We start from the raw sequence: 18,206 nt of genomic DNA, 5'->3' as shown, positions 1-18,206 counted from the left end.
CCCACCCTCAATCACAGTATTGGTCTGACTAAGTATTGGGCTTTGCGCTATTTTGGACGCTTACCCACCAGTACCGCCGAAACAGATTACGGTTAGTTGTGTACATCTAACTTCCTATGGCTTCCTTCAGACCCCACCGTTAGCCCGTGACGCCCTTGCCATTCGGATTGTCTTCCCCTTAGTCAGGGTGACTCCACTTTCTTTCAAGTGGACGGGTTTGCCAGCTTTGCTGGGCAAACAAAAAAGAGCAAGTTTTTCAACCTGCTCTTTTGCTCATTAATCTACGTCGCTTTCAGACTAAATTAGTCTCGTAGGCTAGCGCCAAACTGTTCAGATACTGCTTTAACAATCGCTTCTACTGCTGCTGCAATGTCTGCTTCTTCTAGCGTACGTTCAACGGATTGTAGGATCAGTGCAATAGCAAGGCTTTTCTTACCTTCTTCAACACCTTTACCGACGTATACGTCGAACAGTTTTGCATCTTTAAGAAGTTCACCACCAGAGGCATAACATGCCGCTACGATATCACCAGAAGCAATGTTTTCGTCAACAACGACGGCAATGTCACGACGGTTTGAAGGGAACTTCGATACTGAAGCTGCTTCAGGAATCACACGTGAGTTAATGGCATTCCACTCGATTTCGAACACAACGGTGCGACCGTTCAGACCAAATTTACGTTCAAGCTCTGGGTGAACAGTACCAATCACACCGACTTGTTTGCCATCTACGATAATCGCTGCAGATTGACCTGGGTGAAGCGCTGGATGACGAGTCGCAACAAAGCTGTACGCTTTTTCGTTCACAGAAAGCTCAAGAATAGCTTCTAGATCGCCTTTCAGATCGAAGAAATCAACCGTTGTTGTTTCCATACCCCAGTGTTCTTCACCGCGAGTACCCGCAATAACACCTGCAAGCATCGACTCTTGGCGCATACCGTTTTCTGCTGTCTCACATGGAATGAAACGCAGACCATATTCGAATAGGCGAACACGTGGTTGTTGACGTTTCTGGTTGTGAACCACAGTGTTTAGCAGACCTTGGATAAGGCCTAAACGCATTGCTGACATATCCGCAGAAATTGGGAATGGCAGAATTAGAGGTTCAACATCGTTAACGATCAGTTTTTGTTGCTCAGGCTCAACGAAGCTGTATGTGATTGCTTCGTGGTAACCACGGTCAACAAGAAGGTCACGAACACGCTTAAGCGGAAGGTTCGCTTCATTTTGAGCGTTCATGTTTAGTGCTGCAATCGGCGCTTGGTTTGGAATCTTGTTGTAACCGTAGATACGGCCAACTTCTTCAATCAAATCTTGCTCAATCGCAATATCAAAACGCCATGTTGGTGCAGTTGCAGTCCAACCTGCCTCTGTTGCTTCAACAGACATACCAAGACGCTCTAGGATCTCAACCACTTCTGCATCCGCAATGTGGTGGCCCAGCAGGCTATCAAGCTTAGTACGACGTAGTGATACTGTATTTGGTTTAGGTAGGTCCGCTTCAGACTCAACAGCAACAACAGGTGCGACTTCACCACCACAGATCTCAACAAGAAGCTGAGTTGCACGTTCCATTGCGTTTACTTGTAGTGCGAAATCCACACCGCGTTCAAAACGCATTGAAGAATCAGTGTGCAGACCGTAGCTACGAGCGCGACCACGGATATGGTCTGGAGCAAAGAATGCACATTCTAGTAGAACGTCTTTAGTCTCAGCGTTTACACCAGAACCTTCACCACCGAAGATACCAGCAATAGCTAGCGCTTGTTTGTGGTCAGCAACAACCAGTGTATTCGCATTAAGTTCTGCTTCTGTGCCATCTAGCAGAGTTAGCTTTTCACCTTGCTCAGCAAGACGAACAACAATACCACCTTCAATTTTCGCTAGGTCGAATGCGTGCATTGGCTGACCTTGCTCAAGAAGAATGTAGTTTGTGATGTCTACAACTGGATCGATTGAACGAATACCACAACGACGTAGCTTTTCTTGCATCCAAAGTGGTGTTTCAGCTTGAACGTTTACGTTCTTGATTACACGACCAAGGTAACGTGGACATGCCTCTGGTGCTTTCACTTCGATTGATACAACATCGTCGATTGAAGGTGCAACTGGCGCTACTGAAGGTTCAGTGACGTCTGCGCGGTTTAGAACACCGACTTCACGAGCCATACCACGAATGCTGAAACAGTCAGCACGGTTTGCAGTCAGGTCAACATCAACCGTTACGTCATCTAGGCTTAGGAACTGACGGAAATCAGTGCCGATAACCGCATCTTCCGCCAACTCCATGATGCCTTCTGACTCAACGTCGATACCTAGCTCAGAGAATGAACAAAGCATGCCGTGCGAAGGTTGACCACGTAGTTTTGCTTTTTTGATTTTGAAATCGCCCGGAAGTACAGCACCTACAGTTGCTACAGCAACTTTAAGGCCTTGACGGCAGTTTGGTGCGCCACAAACGATGTCTAATAGTTCTTCTTCACCCACGTCAACTTTAGTCACGCGCAGTTTGTCTGCATCTGGATGCTGACCACACTCAACAACGTAACCGACTTTTACGCCAGTGAATTCGCCAGCTACTGGAAGTACGTCATCGACTTCTAGACCAGCCATAGTTATTTGGTGCGTTAGTTCGTCAGTAGTAACCGCTGGGTTTACCCACTCACGAAGCCATGATTCGCTGAATTTCATTGTGTATTTACCCTTGAATTACTTGAACTGTTTAAGGAAACGAAGATCGTTTTCGAAGAACGCTCGTAGGTCGTTAACGCCGTAACGAAGCATAGTTAAACGCTCTACGCCCATACCGAATGCGAAACCAGAGTATTTTTCAGGGTCGATACCAACACTGCGCAGTACGTTAGGATGAACCATGCCACAACCTAGTACTTCTAGCCATTTGCCATTTTTGCCTTTCACGTCAACTTCTGCTGAAGGTTCAGTGAATGGGAAGTAAGAAGGACGGAAACGGACTTCGACTTCTTCTTCGAAGAAATTGCATAGGAAATCGTTCAAGATGCCTTTTAGCTGAGCGAAGTTTACGTTCTCATCAACCAACATACCTTCCACTTGGTGGAACATTGGCGTATGTGTTTGGTCGTAGTCATTACGGTATACGCGGCCCGGAGCGATGAAACGGAATGGTGGCTTACCATTTTCCATGGTACGGATTTGTACACCTGAAGTGTGAGTACGCAACATCAAATCTGGGTTGAAGAAGAATGTATCGTGGTCAGTACGAGCTGGGTGATCTTCTGCAATGTTAAGCGCATCAAAGTTATGGAATGCATCTTCGATTTCAGGGCCAGACTCAGTGCTAAAGCCTAGTTCGCCGAAGAACTTCTCAATACGCTCAACAGTGCGAGTCACTGGGTGAAGACCACCATTTTCGATACGACGACCAGGTAGCGTCACATCAATAGTTTCTGCCGCTAGCTTAGCTTCTAGTTCTGCGCTTTGCAGAGCGTCTTTACGCAATGCGATCGCTTTTTGAACTTCTGCCTTAGCCACGTTGATTTCTTGGCCAGCTGTACGACGTTCTTCTGGTGGTAGCTTACCTAGGCTTTGAAGTTGAACCGTTAATTCACCTTTCTTACCCAGATACTGAACACGCACTTCATCAAGTGCAACTAACGACGACGCAGCTTCAATCGCTGTTGTCGCATTAGCAATAATATCTTGTAGATGTTGCATCGTTTCCTCGTCTGCTGATTAGCAGTTTCCATAACGAGCCCAAAAGGGTTCCTTCGACTCTCAAAAAGGGAGTCATAAAGAGTGACCGTATGGGTTTCTTGGGATATATCAAATAGCTGTACATAGTATCGAAAGCTGGCGTCAAAGCCAAATTGAAATACGCTTTCATATCATTCTAGGTAAAAATATACTCAGATTGAGCGTCGGTGGAACGGCGAATGAGCGTCGAACACAAACACCATGAATTCGTCCCTGAAGCTCCGCCGAGCCATCCATGGCTCGGCGGGTTTGCTTATCGATGCCCATTCACTGATCAGAAAGTTTTCCAGACTGGTATTATTTGGAGCGACACACGAGGTTCCCATTCTTTTAAACAAAAAGGCGTGACCTCAACCTTGGCAAGGTTGCGCTCTATCAACTGAGATTGTGTCCTCTGAATTTCAGGCATAAAAAAACCTCGATATAATCGAGGCTTTCTTATTTGGAGCGACACACGAGGTTCGAACTCGTGACCTCAACCTTGGCAAGGTTGCGCTCTAACAACTGAGCTAGTGTCGCAATTTTTATGGTGCCCCGGGCCGGACTTGAACCGGCACGACTCGAAAGTCGAGGGATTTTAAATCCCTTGTGTCTACCAATTTCACCACCAGGGCACACAATTCTTTTTGATGACTTTTTGTCATCTTGATACCGCATTATGCCATATCAATTTAATTTGGAGTGACACACGAGGTTCCCATCTCTTAACAAAAGGCGTGACCTCAACCTTGACAAGCTTGCGCTCTAAAGGGTGCAACTCTCTAAAAACTGGAGCGACACACGAGGTTCGAACTCGTGACCTCAACCTTGGCAAGGTTGCGCTCTACCAACTGAGCTAGTGTCGCAATGGAGGCGCGTACCGGAATCGAACCGATGTACACGGATTTGCAATCCGGTGCATAACCACTCTGCTAACGCGCCTTCAACTTCAAGAAACCCACATTATTTCGCGTTCCTCTTGAGTACGGGATGCATTCTACGGATTCGATGCAACGAGTCAACACAATTTTTTTGATTTTAAATCGTTTGTCTATTTTGCGTTCAAAAAGCACCAATTTGGTCAATTTATTAGCAAAAAAGCTTATGTTTTCCACAACATAACTGCATTTAACAACCACTAAACTATCGTTTACATCGCCTGATATCACGAAAGGTGAAATACTAAGCATTAAAAAATGGGCTTACGCCCATTTCTATCAAATTAGTGGTTTTCTTCGTTGAGAAGATCATCTTTGGCCGCCATCAAATACTGCGCCATCGACCAGTAAGTTAGCAACGTTGCAATATACAATGCGCCATAACCGAGCCAAATCATCCAATCATCATAACGCCAGATAAGCACCCACAGTGCGAACATTTGCGTTAATGTTTTTACTTTACCGATCCAAGAAACCGCAACACTTGCGCGTTTACCAATCTCCGCCATCCACTCACGCAGTGCTGAAATAATGATTTCACGAGCAATCATGGTCACAGCAGGAATGGTAATCCAGATATTGTGGTAGTACTCAGTAATTAAGATTAAAGCTGTTGCTACAAGTACTTTATCAGCCACTGGATCAATAAATGCGCCGAAACGCGAAGTTTGACCGAGTTTACGTGCCAACATCCCATCTAACCAGTCGGTAAAACCCGCGACCCAGAACACCATTGCGGCAGCAAAAGGAGCCCATTGATAGGGAAGATAGAACACGACAACAAATACTGGGATCAGAAAAAGTCGTAGTAAAGACAGAATGTTGGGAATATTAAAACGCATATTATAAGGCTCTTGTCGACTGCAGCTTAATGGTGCTGCATTTTTGTTATTGTTTCAATGCCTGATAAATATTTTCTGCCAAAGAATTACTGATTCCTGGCACTTTGGCAATTTCTTCGACAGTCGCTCGTTTCAACTCCTGAAGCCCACCCATATATTTGAGCAAAGCTTGACGACGTTTTGGACCTACACCTTCAATACCTTCCAACGCACTGGTGCGGCGAGTTTTACCTCGTTTTGCTCTGTGTCCGGCAATAGCATGGTTATGGCTTTCGTCGCGAATGTGCTGAATCAAATGTAGCGCAGGCGCATCGCTTGGCAAGTTAAATTCATAACCTTCGACAGTAATAAGAGTCTCTAAACCCGGTTTGCGAGTAACCCCTTTGGCAATACCAATCAGTCTTGGTCGTTTTGGCCAATCTGCCCAACATTTGCCAATCACTTCGTGAGCACGATTAAGCTGACCTTTACCACCATCAATAAAGATAATGTCCGGAATTTTTTCAACATCTAACTGTTTTGAATACCGACGCTCTAACACCTGCCCCATCGCGGCATAATCATCACCACCAGTAATCCCAGTAATGTTATAACGACGATACTCTTGCTTAACCGGACCTTCCTGATTAAACACAACACACGACGCAATGGTGCTTTCACCCATAGTGTGAGAAATATCGAAACACTCCATGCGGCTGATATTATCCATATCTAACTCATCTTGCAGCGCTTTGAAACGCTGATTGATGGTCATTTTATGGTTAATCTTAGTCGTAATCGCCGTTAAAGCGTTGGTATTTGATAGCTTCAAATAACGAGCCCGGGTTCCAGTAGGATTGACATGGAAAGTGATCTTCCTACCCGCCACTTGCTGCAGAGCATCACGCAAAGGCTCTGAATCTTCAAGCAAACCTTCATTAAGGATGATTCGAGTCGGAATGGTACGCGCTTCGTTGTGATTCAAATAATATTGGCTCAAGAAGCTCTCAAACACTTCTTCTTGAGAAGTGTTATTGGGAATGCGAGGAAAATGACTGCGACTACCGAGAATTTTTCCCTGACGAATCATTAAAATATGGATACAGGCAATGCCATTTTCCTGCGCAAAGCCAAGCACATCCATATCATCCATGCTGTCTTCAGAAACAAACTGCTGCTCTTGCACACGACGGATAGCCTGAATTTGATCGCGATATTTCGCTGCCTGTTCAAACCTTAACTGCTGGCTGGCGTTTTCCATTTTTTCAATGAGAATTTCGAGCACTTGCTTATCTTTCCCTTGCAGGAAGAAGCGCACATACTCCACCAGCTCAGCGTACTCTTGATCGGAAATGATATTTTTAACGCATGGGGCAGCACAGCGACCAATCTGATACATCAAACATGGACGAGTTCGGTTGCTATAAACCGTGTCTTCACACTGACGTACAGGGAATATCTTCTGCATCAGGTGCAACGTTTCACGCACCGCACCCGCATCCGGATAAGGCCCGAAGTACTCACCTTTACGTTTTTTAGCACCACGATGTAATGATAGTCGCGGATGTTTGTGCCCACTGATGAAGATAAAAGGATATGACTTATCATCTCGCAGCAACACGTTGTATTTAGGTAAATACTGCTTGATGTAGTTGTGCTCGAGGATCAACGCTTCCGTTTCGGTATGAGTAACCGTCACGTCAATCTTGGCAATGTTACTGACCAGAGCGCGCGTTTTCTCACTGTCGATTTTTTTACGGAAATAGCTGGAAAGGCGTTTTTTAAGATCCTTTGCTTTACCAACATAAATAACATCAGCATCGGCGTTATACATACGATAAACGCCGGGCTGATCCGTTACTGTCTTTAGAAAAGAGACTGAGTCGAACACATCTGACACTAGAGTTTCTCTGTGTCTAGCATTCCATGTCGAATAGCTAAGTGGGTTAACTCAACATCACCGCCAATATCCAGCTTGGCAAACAAGCGGTAGCGGTAACTGTTAACGGTTTTAGGACTCAGATTCAACTGCTCAGAAATATCGGTCACTTTTTGTCCTTTGGTGATCATCATCATGATCTGAAGTTCACGTTCAGACAAATCGGCAAATGGGTTTTCAGAAGCAGGTGAAAATTGACTTAAAGCCATTTGCTGCGCTATTTCTGGAGAGATATAACGTTGGCCACTGTTCACAACACGAATAGCGTTAACCATTTCGTCTGGAGCGGCACCTTTTGTTAAATAGCCCGCTGCCCCAGCCTGCATGACTTTTGTTGGGAACGGGTTTTCAGTATGTACTGTTAATACGATGATTTTTACGTCTGGATTCACGCGTAAAATTTTCTTGGTAGCCTCTAACCCACCAATGCCCGGCATGTTCATATCCATCAACACGACATCAGCATGGTTGTTACGACACCATTTTACCGCATCTTCACCGCTATCAGCTTCCCCTGCTATGTTCATTCCACGGACGTCTTCAATAATACGTCGTATCCCTGTGCGAACCAGCTCGTGATCATCTACAAGGAAAACACTAATCACTCTTGTATCTCCACACTTATCTATTTGGCTCTGCACCCACCGCAGTAGTGGATAACAGCTTGGCTGCCTACTCTAACTCAAAATTGGAATTTTTTCTCGCACTGAATATGTGCTCAAACCCGAACTTTAGCAAGCACTTATTTCTAGGCGTTGCCACAAATTGAGAATTTATAAAAATATCAGTTCTTTGAACAACCTGACAAACATATCAGGCTATTCTTACATTAAAAGTGACTTTTATAGGAAGTTTGAGCGAGCTCTTGTTCTGCTCAAAAGATCGTTACCTTATCGCATACGTTTTAAGCAAGACGCATCGATTCTGCTATTTAGTTAACTTTTTGCTATTATGCCCACCAAGATAAACCGGAGGCTCACTCTCTCGCTCGGAACAACCATTTGACGATTCAACAAGGCTTTCTGCTTACAAGGCAATCACGAGACATACAAGGTCAAACGCACATCGAGCTTTGGCTTGCTACGGACTCGGGACCGACTCAATTAATCATCAAAGATGAAAAGCCGGTGTTTTTTCTTCAGCAAGCGTCTGTAGCCCAAGCCAACGAACTATTAGCTTCAAGTTCACTCACCGCAACTATTCGCAATCTCGAAATGATGTCTTTTGATCAGCAACCCTTAGCGGCTTGCTATTGTGACACCATACAACAATCTAATGCTCTAAAAACCTTGTTTGAACAAGCCGACATTCTGATTCTGGAGTCAGACATAAAACTAGCTGACCGATTTCTGATGGAGCGATTTATCCAAGGCAGCATGGCATTTACCGGAGATTTTACCCGTTATTCGAGCTATCAAAAGGTGCTGAATGCGAAGTGTAAAACTGGTGATTACACGCCTAAATTGAAAGTGGTTTCGTTAGATTTGGAGTGCTCAGAGAAAGGCATTTTATATTCGATTGGTCTCGATAGCCTGATGGATAGCCGCGTTATTATGATTGGTGAACCGGAAGAAGCGGAAACGAACATTCAGTGGGTTTCCAATGAGTATGATTTGTTACAAGCGTTATGTGCATGGTTTGAAAAGTTCGACCCAGACGTCATTGTGGGCTGGAGTGTTATCGACTTTGATTTCCGATTACTACACAAACGCTCAGAGTGGCACAAAATTAAATTAATGCTCGGTAGAGGCAATCAACCTAGCTTTTTCCGTAGCGCAAATCAAACTCAGCAAGGCTTCATCACTATTCCGGGACGCGTGGTTTTGGATGGCATCGATACGCTGAAAACAGCCACTTATCAGTTCCGTTCGTGGTCGCTAGAATCCGTATCGCAACAATTGCTTGGTGAAGGTAAAGACATTCACAATGTTCACGGTCGTATGGATGAAATTAACCGTATGTATCGTCACGATAAACCCTCACTAGCGAAATACAACTTACAGGACTGTGTGTTGGTGAATAAAATTTTCCGGCATACGCACTTGCTCGATTTCGCCATTGAACGTTCTAAACTGACCGGTGTAGAACTTGACCGAGTTGGCGGTTCGGTGGCGGCTTTTACCAACCTATATTTACCTCAGCTACATCGTGCGGGCTACGTTGCGCCGAATCTACATTCGGAAAACTGGCTAGCTAGCCCCGGTGGGTACGTTATGGACTCTATTCCAGGATTGTATGACTCAGTATTGGTACTGGACTTTAAAAGCCTCTACCCATCAATTATTCGTTCATTCCTCATCGATCCTTTAGGTTTAATCGAAGGTTTAAAATTAGAAATAGGTAACGGCGATAACCAGGCTGTACCGGGTTTTCGTGGCGGTCAGTTCCACCGCAGCAAACATTTTCTTCCCCAGATGATTGAAAACCTCTGGGCGGCCAGAGATATCGCTAAGAAGAACAACGACAAAGCTTTTTCTCAAGCGATTAAGATCATCATGAACTCTTTTTATGGGGTATTGGGTTCGTCCGGTTGCCGTTTCTTCGATACTCGACTTGCTTCTAGCATTACTATGCGTGGTCATGAAATCATGAAACAGACCAAGCTTCTGGTTGAAGAACATGGATACCAAGTGATTTATGGCGATACCGACTCAACCTTTGTCTCACTTGGACATGAACACAGCCAAGCTGATGCGGATACGATAGGTAGAAAGTTAGCCACTCATATCAACCAATGGTGGACAACTCATCTAAAACAGACCTATGCGCTTAGCTCAAATTTAGAAATCGAATACGAAACTCATTATCGCAAGTTCTTAATGCCAACCATTCGTGGTTCTGAAACGGGATCTAAAAAGCGTTATGCAGGACTGATTGGAGAGGGCGAGCAAGAACGAATGGTATTCAAAGGACTTGAAAGTGCCAGAACCGATTGGACGCCACTGGCACAGCGCTTTCAACACACCTTGTATTCAATGATTTTTCACGGTGAAAGCCCTGACAGCTATGTTCGCCAAGTCGTTGAAGATACCCTTGCGGGGAAATTTGATGATGAACTGGTCTATCAGAAGCGGTTGCGCAGAAAGCTGCATGAGTATCAGAAAAACGTCCCGCCCCAAGTACGCGCGGCCCGTATGGCTGATGAAATCAATGCGCAGTTAGGCAGACCGTTGCAGTATCAAACCCGTGGACGTATCGAATATCTGATGACACTAAATGGCCCGGAACCAAAAGAGTACCTGAAAAGTCGCATTGATTATCAGCACTACATTGATAAGCAACTAAAGCCTGTTGCCGACGCCATTTTACCTTTCGTTGGTTTGCAGTTTGAGTCGATCAGTTTGCCACAATTGGGACTGTTTTAACCATCAACCGATGCGGAACTCCGTTTTTTGGTATTGCTGAATAAGCCAAGGTCCGAAACTATCGACTAAACCAATTACCGAACGTTTAGGAATGATTTTATCTTTCAGCAGCAACCCTAAACGATCAACTTCAAGCTGCATTTCAGGATGGTAGCGCAGGAAGTGACGCCCGCACTCAACGGGGTCATCAAACCACTGTTTATCTTTGTACATCACCAGAGAATAACTTGCTCTGAGCAGTTTTTTCGCCATCTGCTTTTGTGCTTTTAATTGCTCCTGTGACGTATTGGCTTTGACAATACGGTCACGCAGAACGGGAACCACATCAGAGATATCCATATTCCAGTGTTTGGCGATTTCCCAACTCGGTTCAAAATCGCCAAAACATTCCGCCAAGTTGTCGCCGTAAACACAGACACAGCAGTGTCTGAGCATAAAACCCCAAGTAAAAATGCTGTCTAAGATGGCAATCTCGTCGACCAGAGCCGTCTTGATATTGACATCGGTTATAAACGGGAAGCTCTTTTGGAATCGCCAGCGAATCGTATTAAGCAGAGTCACTTTGCGATCTTCAAAAGGTCGTTTGGTAACAATCACCACGTCCATATTTGACTGACCCGCCACGGCTGTTTTCCTCGCAACACTGCCGTACAGGTAGATACTGTGCAATGCGTCCCCCACTCCGGCACGTAAGAAACGAACTAAGTCGTCAACAGCGGGTTGGAACTCAGGTTGAAAAGGCTGTTTAGGGTCAATAACCATAAGCGTCATGAACGGGTGTTAGCTCCATAGAGTGAAGAGGCTGTTTATGTTCCCTTAAGCACGGGCGTGAATCAATAGCTTAGACAGTTTATGAAGCGTGAAATACACATTTAATGCATTATTCTTATCTCAAGTTGCAGTCAGATATTCCTTTTCTAGCTTGGCTAACTGTATAATGCGCCGAAACGAAAAACGAAGGATAAGACTCCATGCCAAAGGCAAGTGAACTTAAAAAAGGTTTTGCGATCGTATCAAACGGCAAAACATTACTAATCAAAGATATCGAAGTGACAACACCGGGTGGCCGTGGTGGTTCTAAGATCTACAAACTACGTTGTACAGATCTAAACACTGGTGCTCGTGTTGATGAGCGTTACAAGTCAGACGACTTCCTAGATACCGTTGACATGAACAAACGTAACATATCTTTCTCTTACGTTGATGGCGACGAGTACATCTTCATGGACAATGAAGATTACTCTCAATTCAACTTCAAGAAAGCAGACATCGAAGAAGAGTGCTTGTTCATCACTGAAGAAATTCAGGGTATGCAAGTTGTGCTTGTTGATGGCAAACCTGTTGCTATCGAACTGCCGTCTTCTGTTGAAATGGTTATCGAAGAAACTGACCCTTCAATCAAAGGTGCTTCAGCTTCAGCTCGTTCTAAACCAGCACGTTTTGCTACTGGTTTAACTGTTCAAGTTCCAGAATACATCGCTAGTGGCGAGCGCGTTGTTATCAACACGACTGAACGTAAGTTCATGAGCCGAGCGTAATATGTCTGAATTGATCTCATTAGACGACGCCATCGAAGCTGCCTACGACATTTTCTTAGAAATGGCTCCAGACAATCTGGAACCCGTTGATGTGATTCTGTTCACCGCTCAATTTGATGATCGCGGTGCAGCAGAAGTCGTAGAAATTGGCGACGACTGGGTAGAACAAGTAGGTTTTGAATTTGATAAAGAAACTTACGCGGAAGTCCGTATTGGCCTCGTCAATGAAGACAATGATCAACTGGATGACGTATTCGCACGAATGCTCATCAGTCTCGATCCAGACCATAAAGCTTGTCATATGATGTGGAAACGCGATTAATCGCAATCTCCGTATCATCAAGTGTCAAACGCCAACCTTCGGGTTGGCGTTATTTTTTGAAACTGATTGGACCATTAAAAAAACTTTAGCAGTTATAATCCTCGCAGTTTTTATGAATAGCGTAAATTATGTATCTAACTCCATACTTCTCAAGCCAAGATAAAAAATTCCAATTCACTCGCGAACAGGCTAGCCATTTTGCGAAGAAAGTGGCGGGTGACTACAACCCAATTCACGACGAAGACAGCAAACGCTTCTGTGTGCCGGGTGATCTTCTATTTGCAGTGTTGCTACAACAAGAAGGCATCAGCAAAAAAATGCGCTTCAAGTTTTCAGGCATGGTGAACGACGGGATCTCTCTACACATTGAAAACAAATGCGACAAAGAGAGTGCTGTGGTTGATGAAGCAGGTAAAGAATATTTGCATATGATCCGCGAAGGTGAAGTTAGCCACGATTCAGCGTTTATTGAGCATGTCGTGACCAATTATGTGCAGTTCTCTGGTATGAACTTCCCTCACATAATGGTCCCGCTCATGGAAGAACAACAGATGATGATTAATCCTCAACGTCCGTTGGTTATCTATGAGAGCATGGAAGTCGAGTTTGATCGTCTAGACATGACGCACCCAGAAGTTGAATACACAGGCGCAACGTTCGATGTGGACGGCAAGCGTGGTGTAGTCACTATGACGTTTGCATTCAAAGAGGAAGGCGTCGTTGTGGGTCATGGCTTGAAACGTATGGTTGCAAGTGGCCTGAAACCTTACGAACAAAGTGAGATTGACGATCTGGTCAATCGCTTTAACGAACGCAAAGAGACCTTTTTAGCGAAACTCGCAGCTTAATCGTTGTAAAGAATAACTGAGCCTTACTCCATTGAGTGGGGCTTTTTATTTACCTCACAAGCAGATTTGCTTTAAATCCAGCGCCGAACACGGGTTTTATAGTCAACATAAGGCTGACCAAAAATCTGAATTAAGGTACGTTCCTCAGGAACTATCTGAAAGCGGTTCATGTACCAAACGAAGCCAATACAGGTAAACAAACTCAATATATTCTGTTGCCAGTACGCAAAACCAATCAGTAGCAACAACAGCCCTAAATACATTGGATTTCGTGAATAGTGAAAGATACCACTTTCTACAATAGTCGTTGCCCGATGGGGTTTGGTCGGATTTACCGTTGTTTTCGCTTTACGGAACTCAAATAGGCCTGCGATACCAATAAAACCAGAAAGCACAAAACAGATGCTCCAGATCATGCCGACATAAGGTAAAGAGACATGGGCAAAGGTGAAAATATGCGCCAAGCGATTGATCAGCACCATAGCAATAACAAACACCGCTACTGGTGGAATTTTGAGTTCCAGTCGATGCATTGATTTTCTCCGTTGCCACACACTCAATTGATAATTCTAATGGTCTAATAATGAACGATAAAGTTAAGCCCGACAACGTCGGGCTTTATTCTTCAACAATTCAAATTAGCTGCAATAACGCTTGCAATGGATGTTTAGGCTTTATGTGCTCAAAACGTTTTACCTGGCTGCGACATGAGTAACCGGTGATCAAACAGCGTTCTTTGGGCAATTTTTCTAAGCTTGGCTTCCAGCTAAGTCCGTAAATATCTTTCGACATTTGCAGCTTATCAAGCTCGTGACCAAAAGTACCCGCCATACCACAACAGCCCACAGGCACTGTTTTTAGCAATCCCCCAAAGTGTGCAAAAATTTCGCCCCACTCTTTTTCAGCATTTGGCAGTTTGGTTTTCTCAGTACAGTGCGCAAGTAAATACCAAGCTTCACCGCTTGTGGTTTCCGAGGTAACAAACTCGGACAAACGCGGTTTCAGCCACTCATGAACCGTTAACACAGTGAAATCGCCACGCTTGTCGCCAAGCACTTCTGCGTATTCATCGCGATAGCAAAGTACCAAGGCTGGATCAACGCCAACCATAGCTATCTTGAGATCAGCAACTTTCTCAAGAAAAGCGGCGGTGCTTTCAGCCGTGGCTTTAAACTGTCTCAAGAAACCTTTGATATGCTGCGCTTTACCGTTTGGCTTAAACGGTAGCAACACCGGCTTTTTACCTAATTTGATGACTAACGCGATGAAATCTTCCACCACATCAGCATCGTAGTAGCTAGTGAACGGATCCTGAACAATGATGACATGTTGTTCACGCTCATCTTTTGAAATGCCAGCCAAATACTGCATATCAAAAGTAGCGACCGGATGACGACGAATACGCTGAGCGAGCGTAGGAACGGTCAGTAACGGAGTATCAACATAGCCAACGGTTTTTTCGGTTAAACTCTGAACCCATTTCTGCTCCAACATGCCGTTTACCAATCTCGGCGCTTTACCCATCAACGGTAACATGGTTTCGATATTTGCGACTAAATAGTCTTTCACCGGACGCTGGTAGCGAGAGTGATAGATATTTAAGAAACGAGAACGGAAACTTGGAACGTCAACTTTGATTGGACACTGACTGGCACACGCTTTACACGCTAAGCAACCGTTCATCGCTTCGTAGACTTCATGTGAGAAATCATACTCATGACGTTGATTAATACGATTGCGAATGCGGTCAATCATGGTTTTGATCGTCGGTGTTTTAGTCAGGGTTTGCTGTTCTAAATCGAGAATATCAATGCCCTGCTCAGTTAGTTGGCGTAGCCATTCACGCACCAATCCAGCTCGACCTTTTGGCGAGTGGCGACGGTCAGCGGTCACTTTCATCGACGGGCACATTGGCGAGCTGGTTTCGTAGTTAAAACACAAGCCATTGCCGTTACATTCCATCGCTTGTTTAAAGCTGTCACGGACTTGCACATCAATTTGGCGATCGTAATAACCACGTTTTTTATCTGACACTTTAACCAGTTCAAAATTGGTATTAAGCGGCGTACAGATCTTCCCTGGGTTCATCTTGTTGTGTGGGTCAAAAGCTTCTTTCACGCGGCGTAATTCGGCAAACAGCTCTTCACCAAAGAATGCCGGACCATACTCTGAGCGGAAACCTTTTCCGTGCTCACCCCACATCAAACCGCCATATTTCGCCACCAGCTTGACTACTTCATCCGAGATTTCGTGCATCATCAGCTCTTGCTTAGGATCGCACATATCTAAAGCCGGACGAACATGCAACACACCCGCATCCACATGACCAAACATGCCATAGGCAAGTTGTTTCGAATCAAGTAGTTCACGGAATTCAGCAATAAAGTCAGCTAAATTTTCTGGCGGAACACAAGTATCTTCGGTAAACGGAACAGGCTTAGCGCGCCCTTTAGCAGCACCCAGTAGGCCTACGGCTTTCTTACGCATGTTGTAAATACGGTTAATGCTGGCTAAATCAGTACACACTTGATAACCGATAATGCCGCTTTGCTGATTCGCCAAAGCTTCATCTAAACTGGCTGTCAGCTTTGCGACCAACTCTTCAACTGCTTTTTCATCCTGATCGGCAAACTCAACGATGTTGATCCCTTGCATCTCTTTGCCCGGAACGTCGGTGATCAAGTCACTGACGCTATGCCAAACAATATCTTCTTTAGCTAGGTTCAGAACTTTTGAGTCAACGGTTTCTACAGACAAAGCATTGGCTTCAACCATCAATGGCGCATTACGCAATGCTGAGTCAAAACTGTCGTATTTTACATTTACTAGGGTACGCGCCTTAGGAATTCGAGTCAGATTAAGCTTTGCTTCAGTGATAAATGCTAATGAACCTTCAGCGCCACACAGAACTCGAGTAATGTTGAACGCACCCGTTTCCTCGCTGATAGCATTTTTTAGATCATAACCGGTAAGAAAACGGTTCAGTGGTGGAAATTTATCAACAATCTGCTGACGTTTGTCGCGGCATACCGCCTCCGTCACCTGCATGGCTTTGAAAGCATAATTGCCTTCATCTGGCGTACCGTGTGACATGTCGGTTTCAAGAATGGAGCCATCGGCGAAAACGGCTTGCAGAGACAAAACATGATCCGAGGTTTTGCCGTATTTCAATGAGCCCTGACCAGAAGCGTCAGTGTTTACCATACCGCCGATAGTCGCACGGTTACTGGTTGAAAGATCGGGAGAGAAAAAATAGCCGTATGGGCGAACTGCATCGTTTAGCTGATCTTTGATCACGCCGCTTTGTACCCGAATCCAGCCCTCTTCAGCATTAATTTCAATAACTTGGTTCATGTAACGCGAAAGATCGACCACAACACCTTTCGTCAACGCCTGACCGTTTGTGCCCGTACCACCACCGCGAGGAGAAAAAGTCACTCGCTCAAATTCTGGTTTGGAACTCATTTTACCGATGAGTGCCACATCTTCAGTAGATTTAGGCAAAATCACAGCTTGTGGAAGTTGTTGGTATACACTGTTATCAGTGGCTACCGCTAAACGGCTTGAATATTGAGTTTCGATATCGCCAGTAAAACCGGCAGCTTCTAGTTCATGTAAAAAGGTTAAAACAACCGGATCGACATCAGATTGAAGGTGAAGTCTTGGTAACATTTGCTTCCTGCCCGTAAGTCGCTGATCCAATCAGCTATGGGTTATAGGTTAATTATATGAATTCGGTCACTTTACAACATTTGAAAAGGTGATCAAATCAGAATCTCGTTGACAGAGCGAATCAAATCCATTTTTCTATCGGTTCTATTTCGTTTCGCTTGAAAGCATAGAGCCACAGTCATGCAAACGTTTGCTTGATAAACGTCTGCTTAATGGGCGATTCTTAAAGTCGTTATGCATTATCAAGGTCAATTGACCTTCACGGAAATAACTAACTTACGGTAACACCATGAGAAAAAACAAAATCGTAACCACAGAAGATATCCTGCTAAAGTTGTGCCAGTCTGTATCTTCAGTACTCACTGCAGCAACCAATTCCAGTATCAACTATTCAGCGATGGTTCAGAAAATAAACAAAACCTCTCTTAAGCCTGATTTTGGTTGTTTTGTACTTTTTGACGGCGGATTTTCAGGGTTAGTTGTTATCAACTTTACCGCAAAGGCAGCGCTAGAGGTTTATACCAACTACATGCGCAACATGGGGATGCCAGCAGAAGAACTGGCGATTTTACATACCTCTGATGAAGTAGGTGACGTTCTGGGTGAACTCATGAACCAATTGGTCGGCGATTTCACCAATAAGATCCGTAAAGAATTACAAACTAACATTACGCAAAACCAACCTAAAATGTTGTCTCTCAACAAACAGGTTATTTTGTCGGTTGATACCAATCTCGACCGTCCTCAAGTACGACGAGTGACCTTCTCCACCGAGAAAAACAACATCTTCTACTTAGAGCTTGCAATGGATAAAACCGAATTTATCCAACTTGAAGATTTCGAGGTGAGTGAAGATGAAAGCCCTGATGCCATTTTAGAAAATGCGCAAAAAGGAATGTCCGCACACAAAGAGACTAAGCAAGATGAAGACCTAGCGTCCGACCTATTAGACGAACTCGGTATATAAGCCTTCATATGATTGTTCAAAGTTGCAGCTAGCTAGCTGCAACTCTCACATCTTTCCTTCCCCTGATGCTGCAAAAACGTTAAAAT

General features: G+C 44.6%; 13 protein-coding genes and 4 tRNA genes. 5 read left to right on the top strand and 12 right to left on the bottom strand.

Annotated elements, in window-relative coordinates:
• Nucleotides 1–302: 302 nt before the first annotated feature.
• The 9 genes from pheT to uvrY form a co-directional block, all read right to left on the bottom strand.
• Entirely contained in the window at nt 303–2,690 is a 2,388-nt protein-coding gene (pheT, locus tag ACK5MF_RS07785) for a phenylalanine--tRNA ligase subunit beta (RefSeq protein ID WP_416920956.1), read from the bottom strand.
• Nucleotides 2,691–2,708: 18 nt separating this feature from the next.
• Nucleotides 2,709–3,692, bottom strand: coding sequence for a phenylalanine--tRNA ligase subunit alpha (gene pheS / locus ACK5MF_RS07780; protein WP_416920954.1), 984 nt, complete (start codon nt 3,690–3,692; stop codon nt 2,709–2,711).
• Nucleotides 3,693–4,174: 482 nt separating this feature from the next.
• A tRNA-Gly gene (locus ACK5MF_RS07775) sits at nt 4,175–4,250 on the bottom strand.
• 8 nt (nt 4,251–4,258) lie between these two features.
• Nucleotides 4,259–4,345 (bottom strand) — tRNA-Leu (locus ACK5MF_RS07770).
• 155 nt (nt 4,346–4,500) lie between these two features.
• Nucleotides 4,501–4,576: transfer RNA gene (locus ACK5MF_RS07765), tRNA-Gly, on the bottom strand.
• A gap of 2 nt (nt 4,577–4,578) precedes the next feature.
• Nucleotides 4,579–4,652: transfer RNA gene (locus ACK5MF_RS07760), tRNA-Cys, on the bottom strand.
• Between the two features lie 280 nt (nt 4,653–4,932).
• Nucleotides 4,933–5,490, bottom strand: coding sequence for a CDP-diacylglycerol--glycerol-3-phosphate 3-phosphatidyltransferase (pgsA, locus tag ACK5MF_RS07755; RefSeq protein WP_416920952.1), 558 nt, complete (start codon nt 5,488–5,490; stop codon nt 4,933–4,935).
• A 46-nt stretch (nt 5,491–5,536) separates the two neighbouring features.
• A complete protein-coding gene (gene uvrC / locus ACK5MF_RS07750; protein WP_416920950.1) occupies nt 5,537–7,369 on the bottom strand; it encodes an excinuclease ABC subunit UvrC in 1,833 nt (610 codons plus the stop codon).
• Entirely contained in the window at nt 7,369–8,013 is a 645-nt protein-coding gene (gene uvrY, locus ACK5MF_RS07745; protein ID WP_416920948.1) for a UvrY/SirA/GacA family response regulator transcription factor, read from the bottom strand. Before uvrY ends, uvrC begins: the two co-directional genes overlap by 1 nt.
• A gap of 396 nt (nt 8,014–8,409) precedes the next feature.
• Here uvrY and ACK5MF_RS07740 point away from each other — a divergent pair, with 396 nt between their 5' ends.
• A complete protein-coding gene (locus tag ACK5MF_RS07740; RefSeq protein ID WP_416920947.1) occupies nt 8,410–10,773 on the top strand; it encodes a DNA polymerase II in 2,364 nt (787 codons plus the stop codon).
• A gap of 3 nt (nt 10,774–10,776) precedes the next feature.
• Here the strand turns inward: ACK5MF_RS07740 and ACK5MF_RS07735 are convergent, their stop codons facing one another.
• Nucleotides 10,777–11,544, bottom strand: coding sequence for a nucleotidyltransferase domain-containing protein (locus ACK5MF_RS07735; protein WP_416920946.1), 768 nt, complete (start codon nt 11,542–11,544; stop codon nt 10,777–10,779).
• 200 nt (nt 11,545–11,744) lie between these two features.
• Between ACK5MF_RS07735 and yeiP the strand changes: the two genes are divergently transcribed.
• The 3 genes from yeiP (at nt 11,745) to ACK5MF_RS07720 (ending at nt 13,481) form a co-directional block, all read left to right on the top strand.
• Nucleotides 11,745–12,311 carry an elongation factor P-like protein YeiP gene (gene yeiP, locus ACK5MF_RS07730; protein ID WP_042488415.1) on the top strand — a complete coding sequence of 189 codons (567 nt, stop codon included), beginning with the start codon at nt 11,745–11,747 and terminating at the stop codon, nt 12,309–12,311.
• A gap of 1 nt (nt 12,312) precedes the next feature.
• Nucleotides 12,313–12,633 carry an HI1450 family dsDNA-mimic protein gene (locus ACK5MF_RS07725; protein ID WP_416920943.1) on the top strand — a complete coding sequence of 107 codons (321 nt, stop codon included), beginning with the start codon at nt 12,313–12,315 and terminating at the stop codon, nt 12,631–12,633.
• 128 nt (nt 12,634–12,761) lie between these two features.
• Nucleotides 12,762–13,481: a DUF3581 domain-containing protein gene (locus ACK5MF_RS07720; RefSeq protein ID WP_416920941.1), complete on the top strand. Its 720-nt coding sequence runs from the start codon at nt 12,762–12,764 to the stop codon at nt 13,479–13,481.
• Nucleotides 13,482–13,552: 71 nt separating this feature from the next.
• Here the strand turns inward: ACK5MF_RS07720 and ACK5MF_RS07715 are convergent, their stop codons facing one another.
• Complete coding sequence (locus tag ACK5MF_RS07715; protein ID WP_416920939.1) at nt 13,553–14,014, bottom strand: methyltransferase family protein; 462 nt, start codon at nt 14,012–14,014, stop codon at nt 13,553–13,555.
• A 100-nt stretch (nt 14,015–14,114) separates the two neighbouring features.
• Nucleotides 14,115–17,153 carry an FAD-binding and (Fe-S)-binding domain-containing protein gene (locus ACK5MF_RS07710; RefSeq protein ID WP_416920937.1) on the bottom strand — a complete coding sequence of 1,013 codons (3,039 nt, stop codon included), beginning with the start codon at nt 17,151–17,153 and terminating at the stop codon, nt 14,115–14,117.
• A gap of 289 nt (nt 17,154–17,442) precedes the next feature.
• On the opposite strand from ACK5MF_RS07710, the gene ACK5MF_RS07705 reads away from it, so the two are divergent.
• Nucleotides 17,443–18,120 carry a DUF3334 family protein gene (locus ACK5MF_RS07705; RefSeq protein WP_416920935.1) on the top strand — a complete coding sequence of 226 codons (678 nt, stop codon included), beginning with the start codon at nt 17,443–17,445 and terminating at the stop codon, nt 18,118–18,120.
• Nucleotides 18,121–18,206: the final 86 nt, after the last annotated feature.

This window comes from Vibrio sp. (assembly GCF_047973365.1).
Classification (GTDB): domain Bacteria; phylum Pseudomonadota; class Gammaproteobacteria; order Enterobacterales; family Vibrionaceae; genus Vibrio.
Note: the sequence above shows the minus strand (reverse complement) of the source record. Positions and strands in the feature narration are given on the sequence as shown.

What these genes read in the sequence shown, in the direction of transcription:
- pheT (WP_416920956.1), bottom strand. Translation starts at nt 2,690, where the DNA reads ATGAAATTCAGCGAATCATGGCTTCGTGAGTGGGTAAACCCAGCGGTT.
- pheS (WP_416920954.1), bottom strand. Translation starts at nt 3,692, where the DNA reads ATGCAACATCTACAAGATATTATTGCTAATGCGACAACAGCGATTGAA.
- pgsA (WP_416920952.1), bottom strand. Translation starts at nt 5,490, where the DNA reads ATGCGTTTTAATATTCCCAACATTCTGTCTTTACTACGACTTTTTCTG.
- ACK5MF_RS07735 (WP_416920946.1), bottom strand. Translation starts at nt 11,544, where the DNA reads ATGACGCTTATGGTTATTGACCCTAAACAGCCTTTTCAACCTGAGTTC.
- yeiP (WP_042488415.1), top strand. Translation starts at nt 11,745, where the DNA reads ATGCCAAAGGCAAGTGAACTTAAAAAAGGTTTTGCGATCGTATCAAAC.
- ACK5MF_RS07725 (WP_416920943.1), top strand. Translation starts at nt 12,313, where the DNA reads ATGTCTGAATTGATCTCATTAGACGACGCCATCGAAGCTGCCTACGAC.
- ACK5MF_RS07720 (WP_416920941.1), top strand. Translation starts at nt 12,762, where the DNA reads ATGTATCTAACTCCATACTTCTCAAGCCAAGATAAAAAATTCCAATTC.
- ACK5MF_RS07715 (WP_416920939.1), bottom strand. Translation starts at nt 14,014, where the DNA reads ATGCATCGACTGGAACTCAAAATTCCACCAGTAGCGGTGTTTGTTATT.
- ACK5MF_RS07710 (WP_416920937.1), bottom strand. Translation starts at nt 17,153, where the DNA reads ATGTTACCAAGACTTCACCTTCAATCTGATGTCGATCCGGTTGTTTTA.
- ACK5MF_RS07705 (WP_416920935.1), top strand. Translation starts at nt 17,443, where the DNA reads ATGAGAAAAAACAAAATCGTAACCACAGAAGATATCCTGCTAAAGTTG.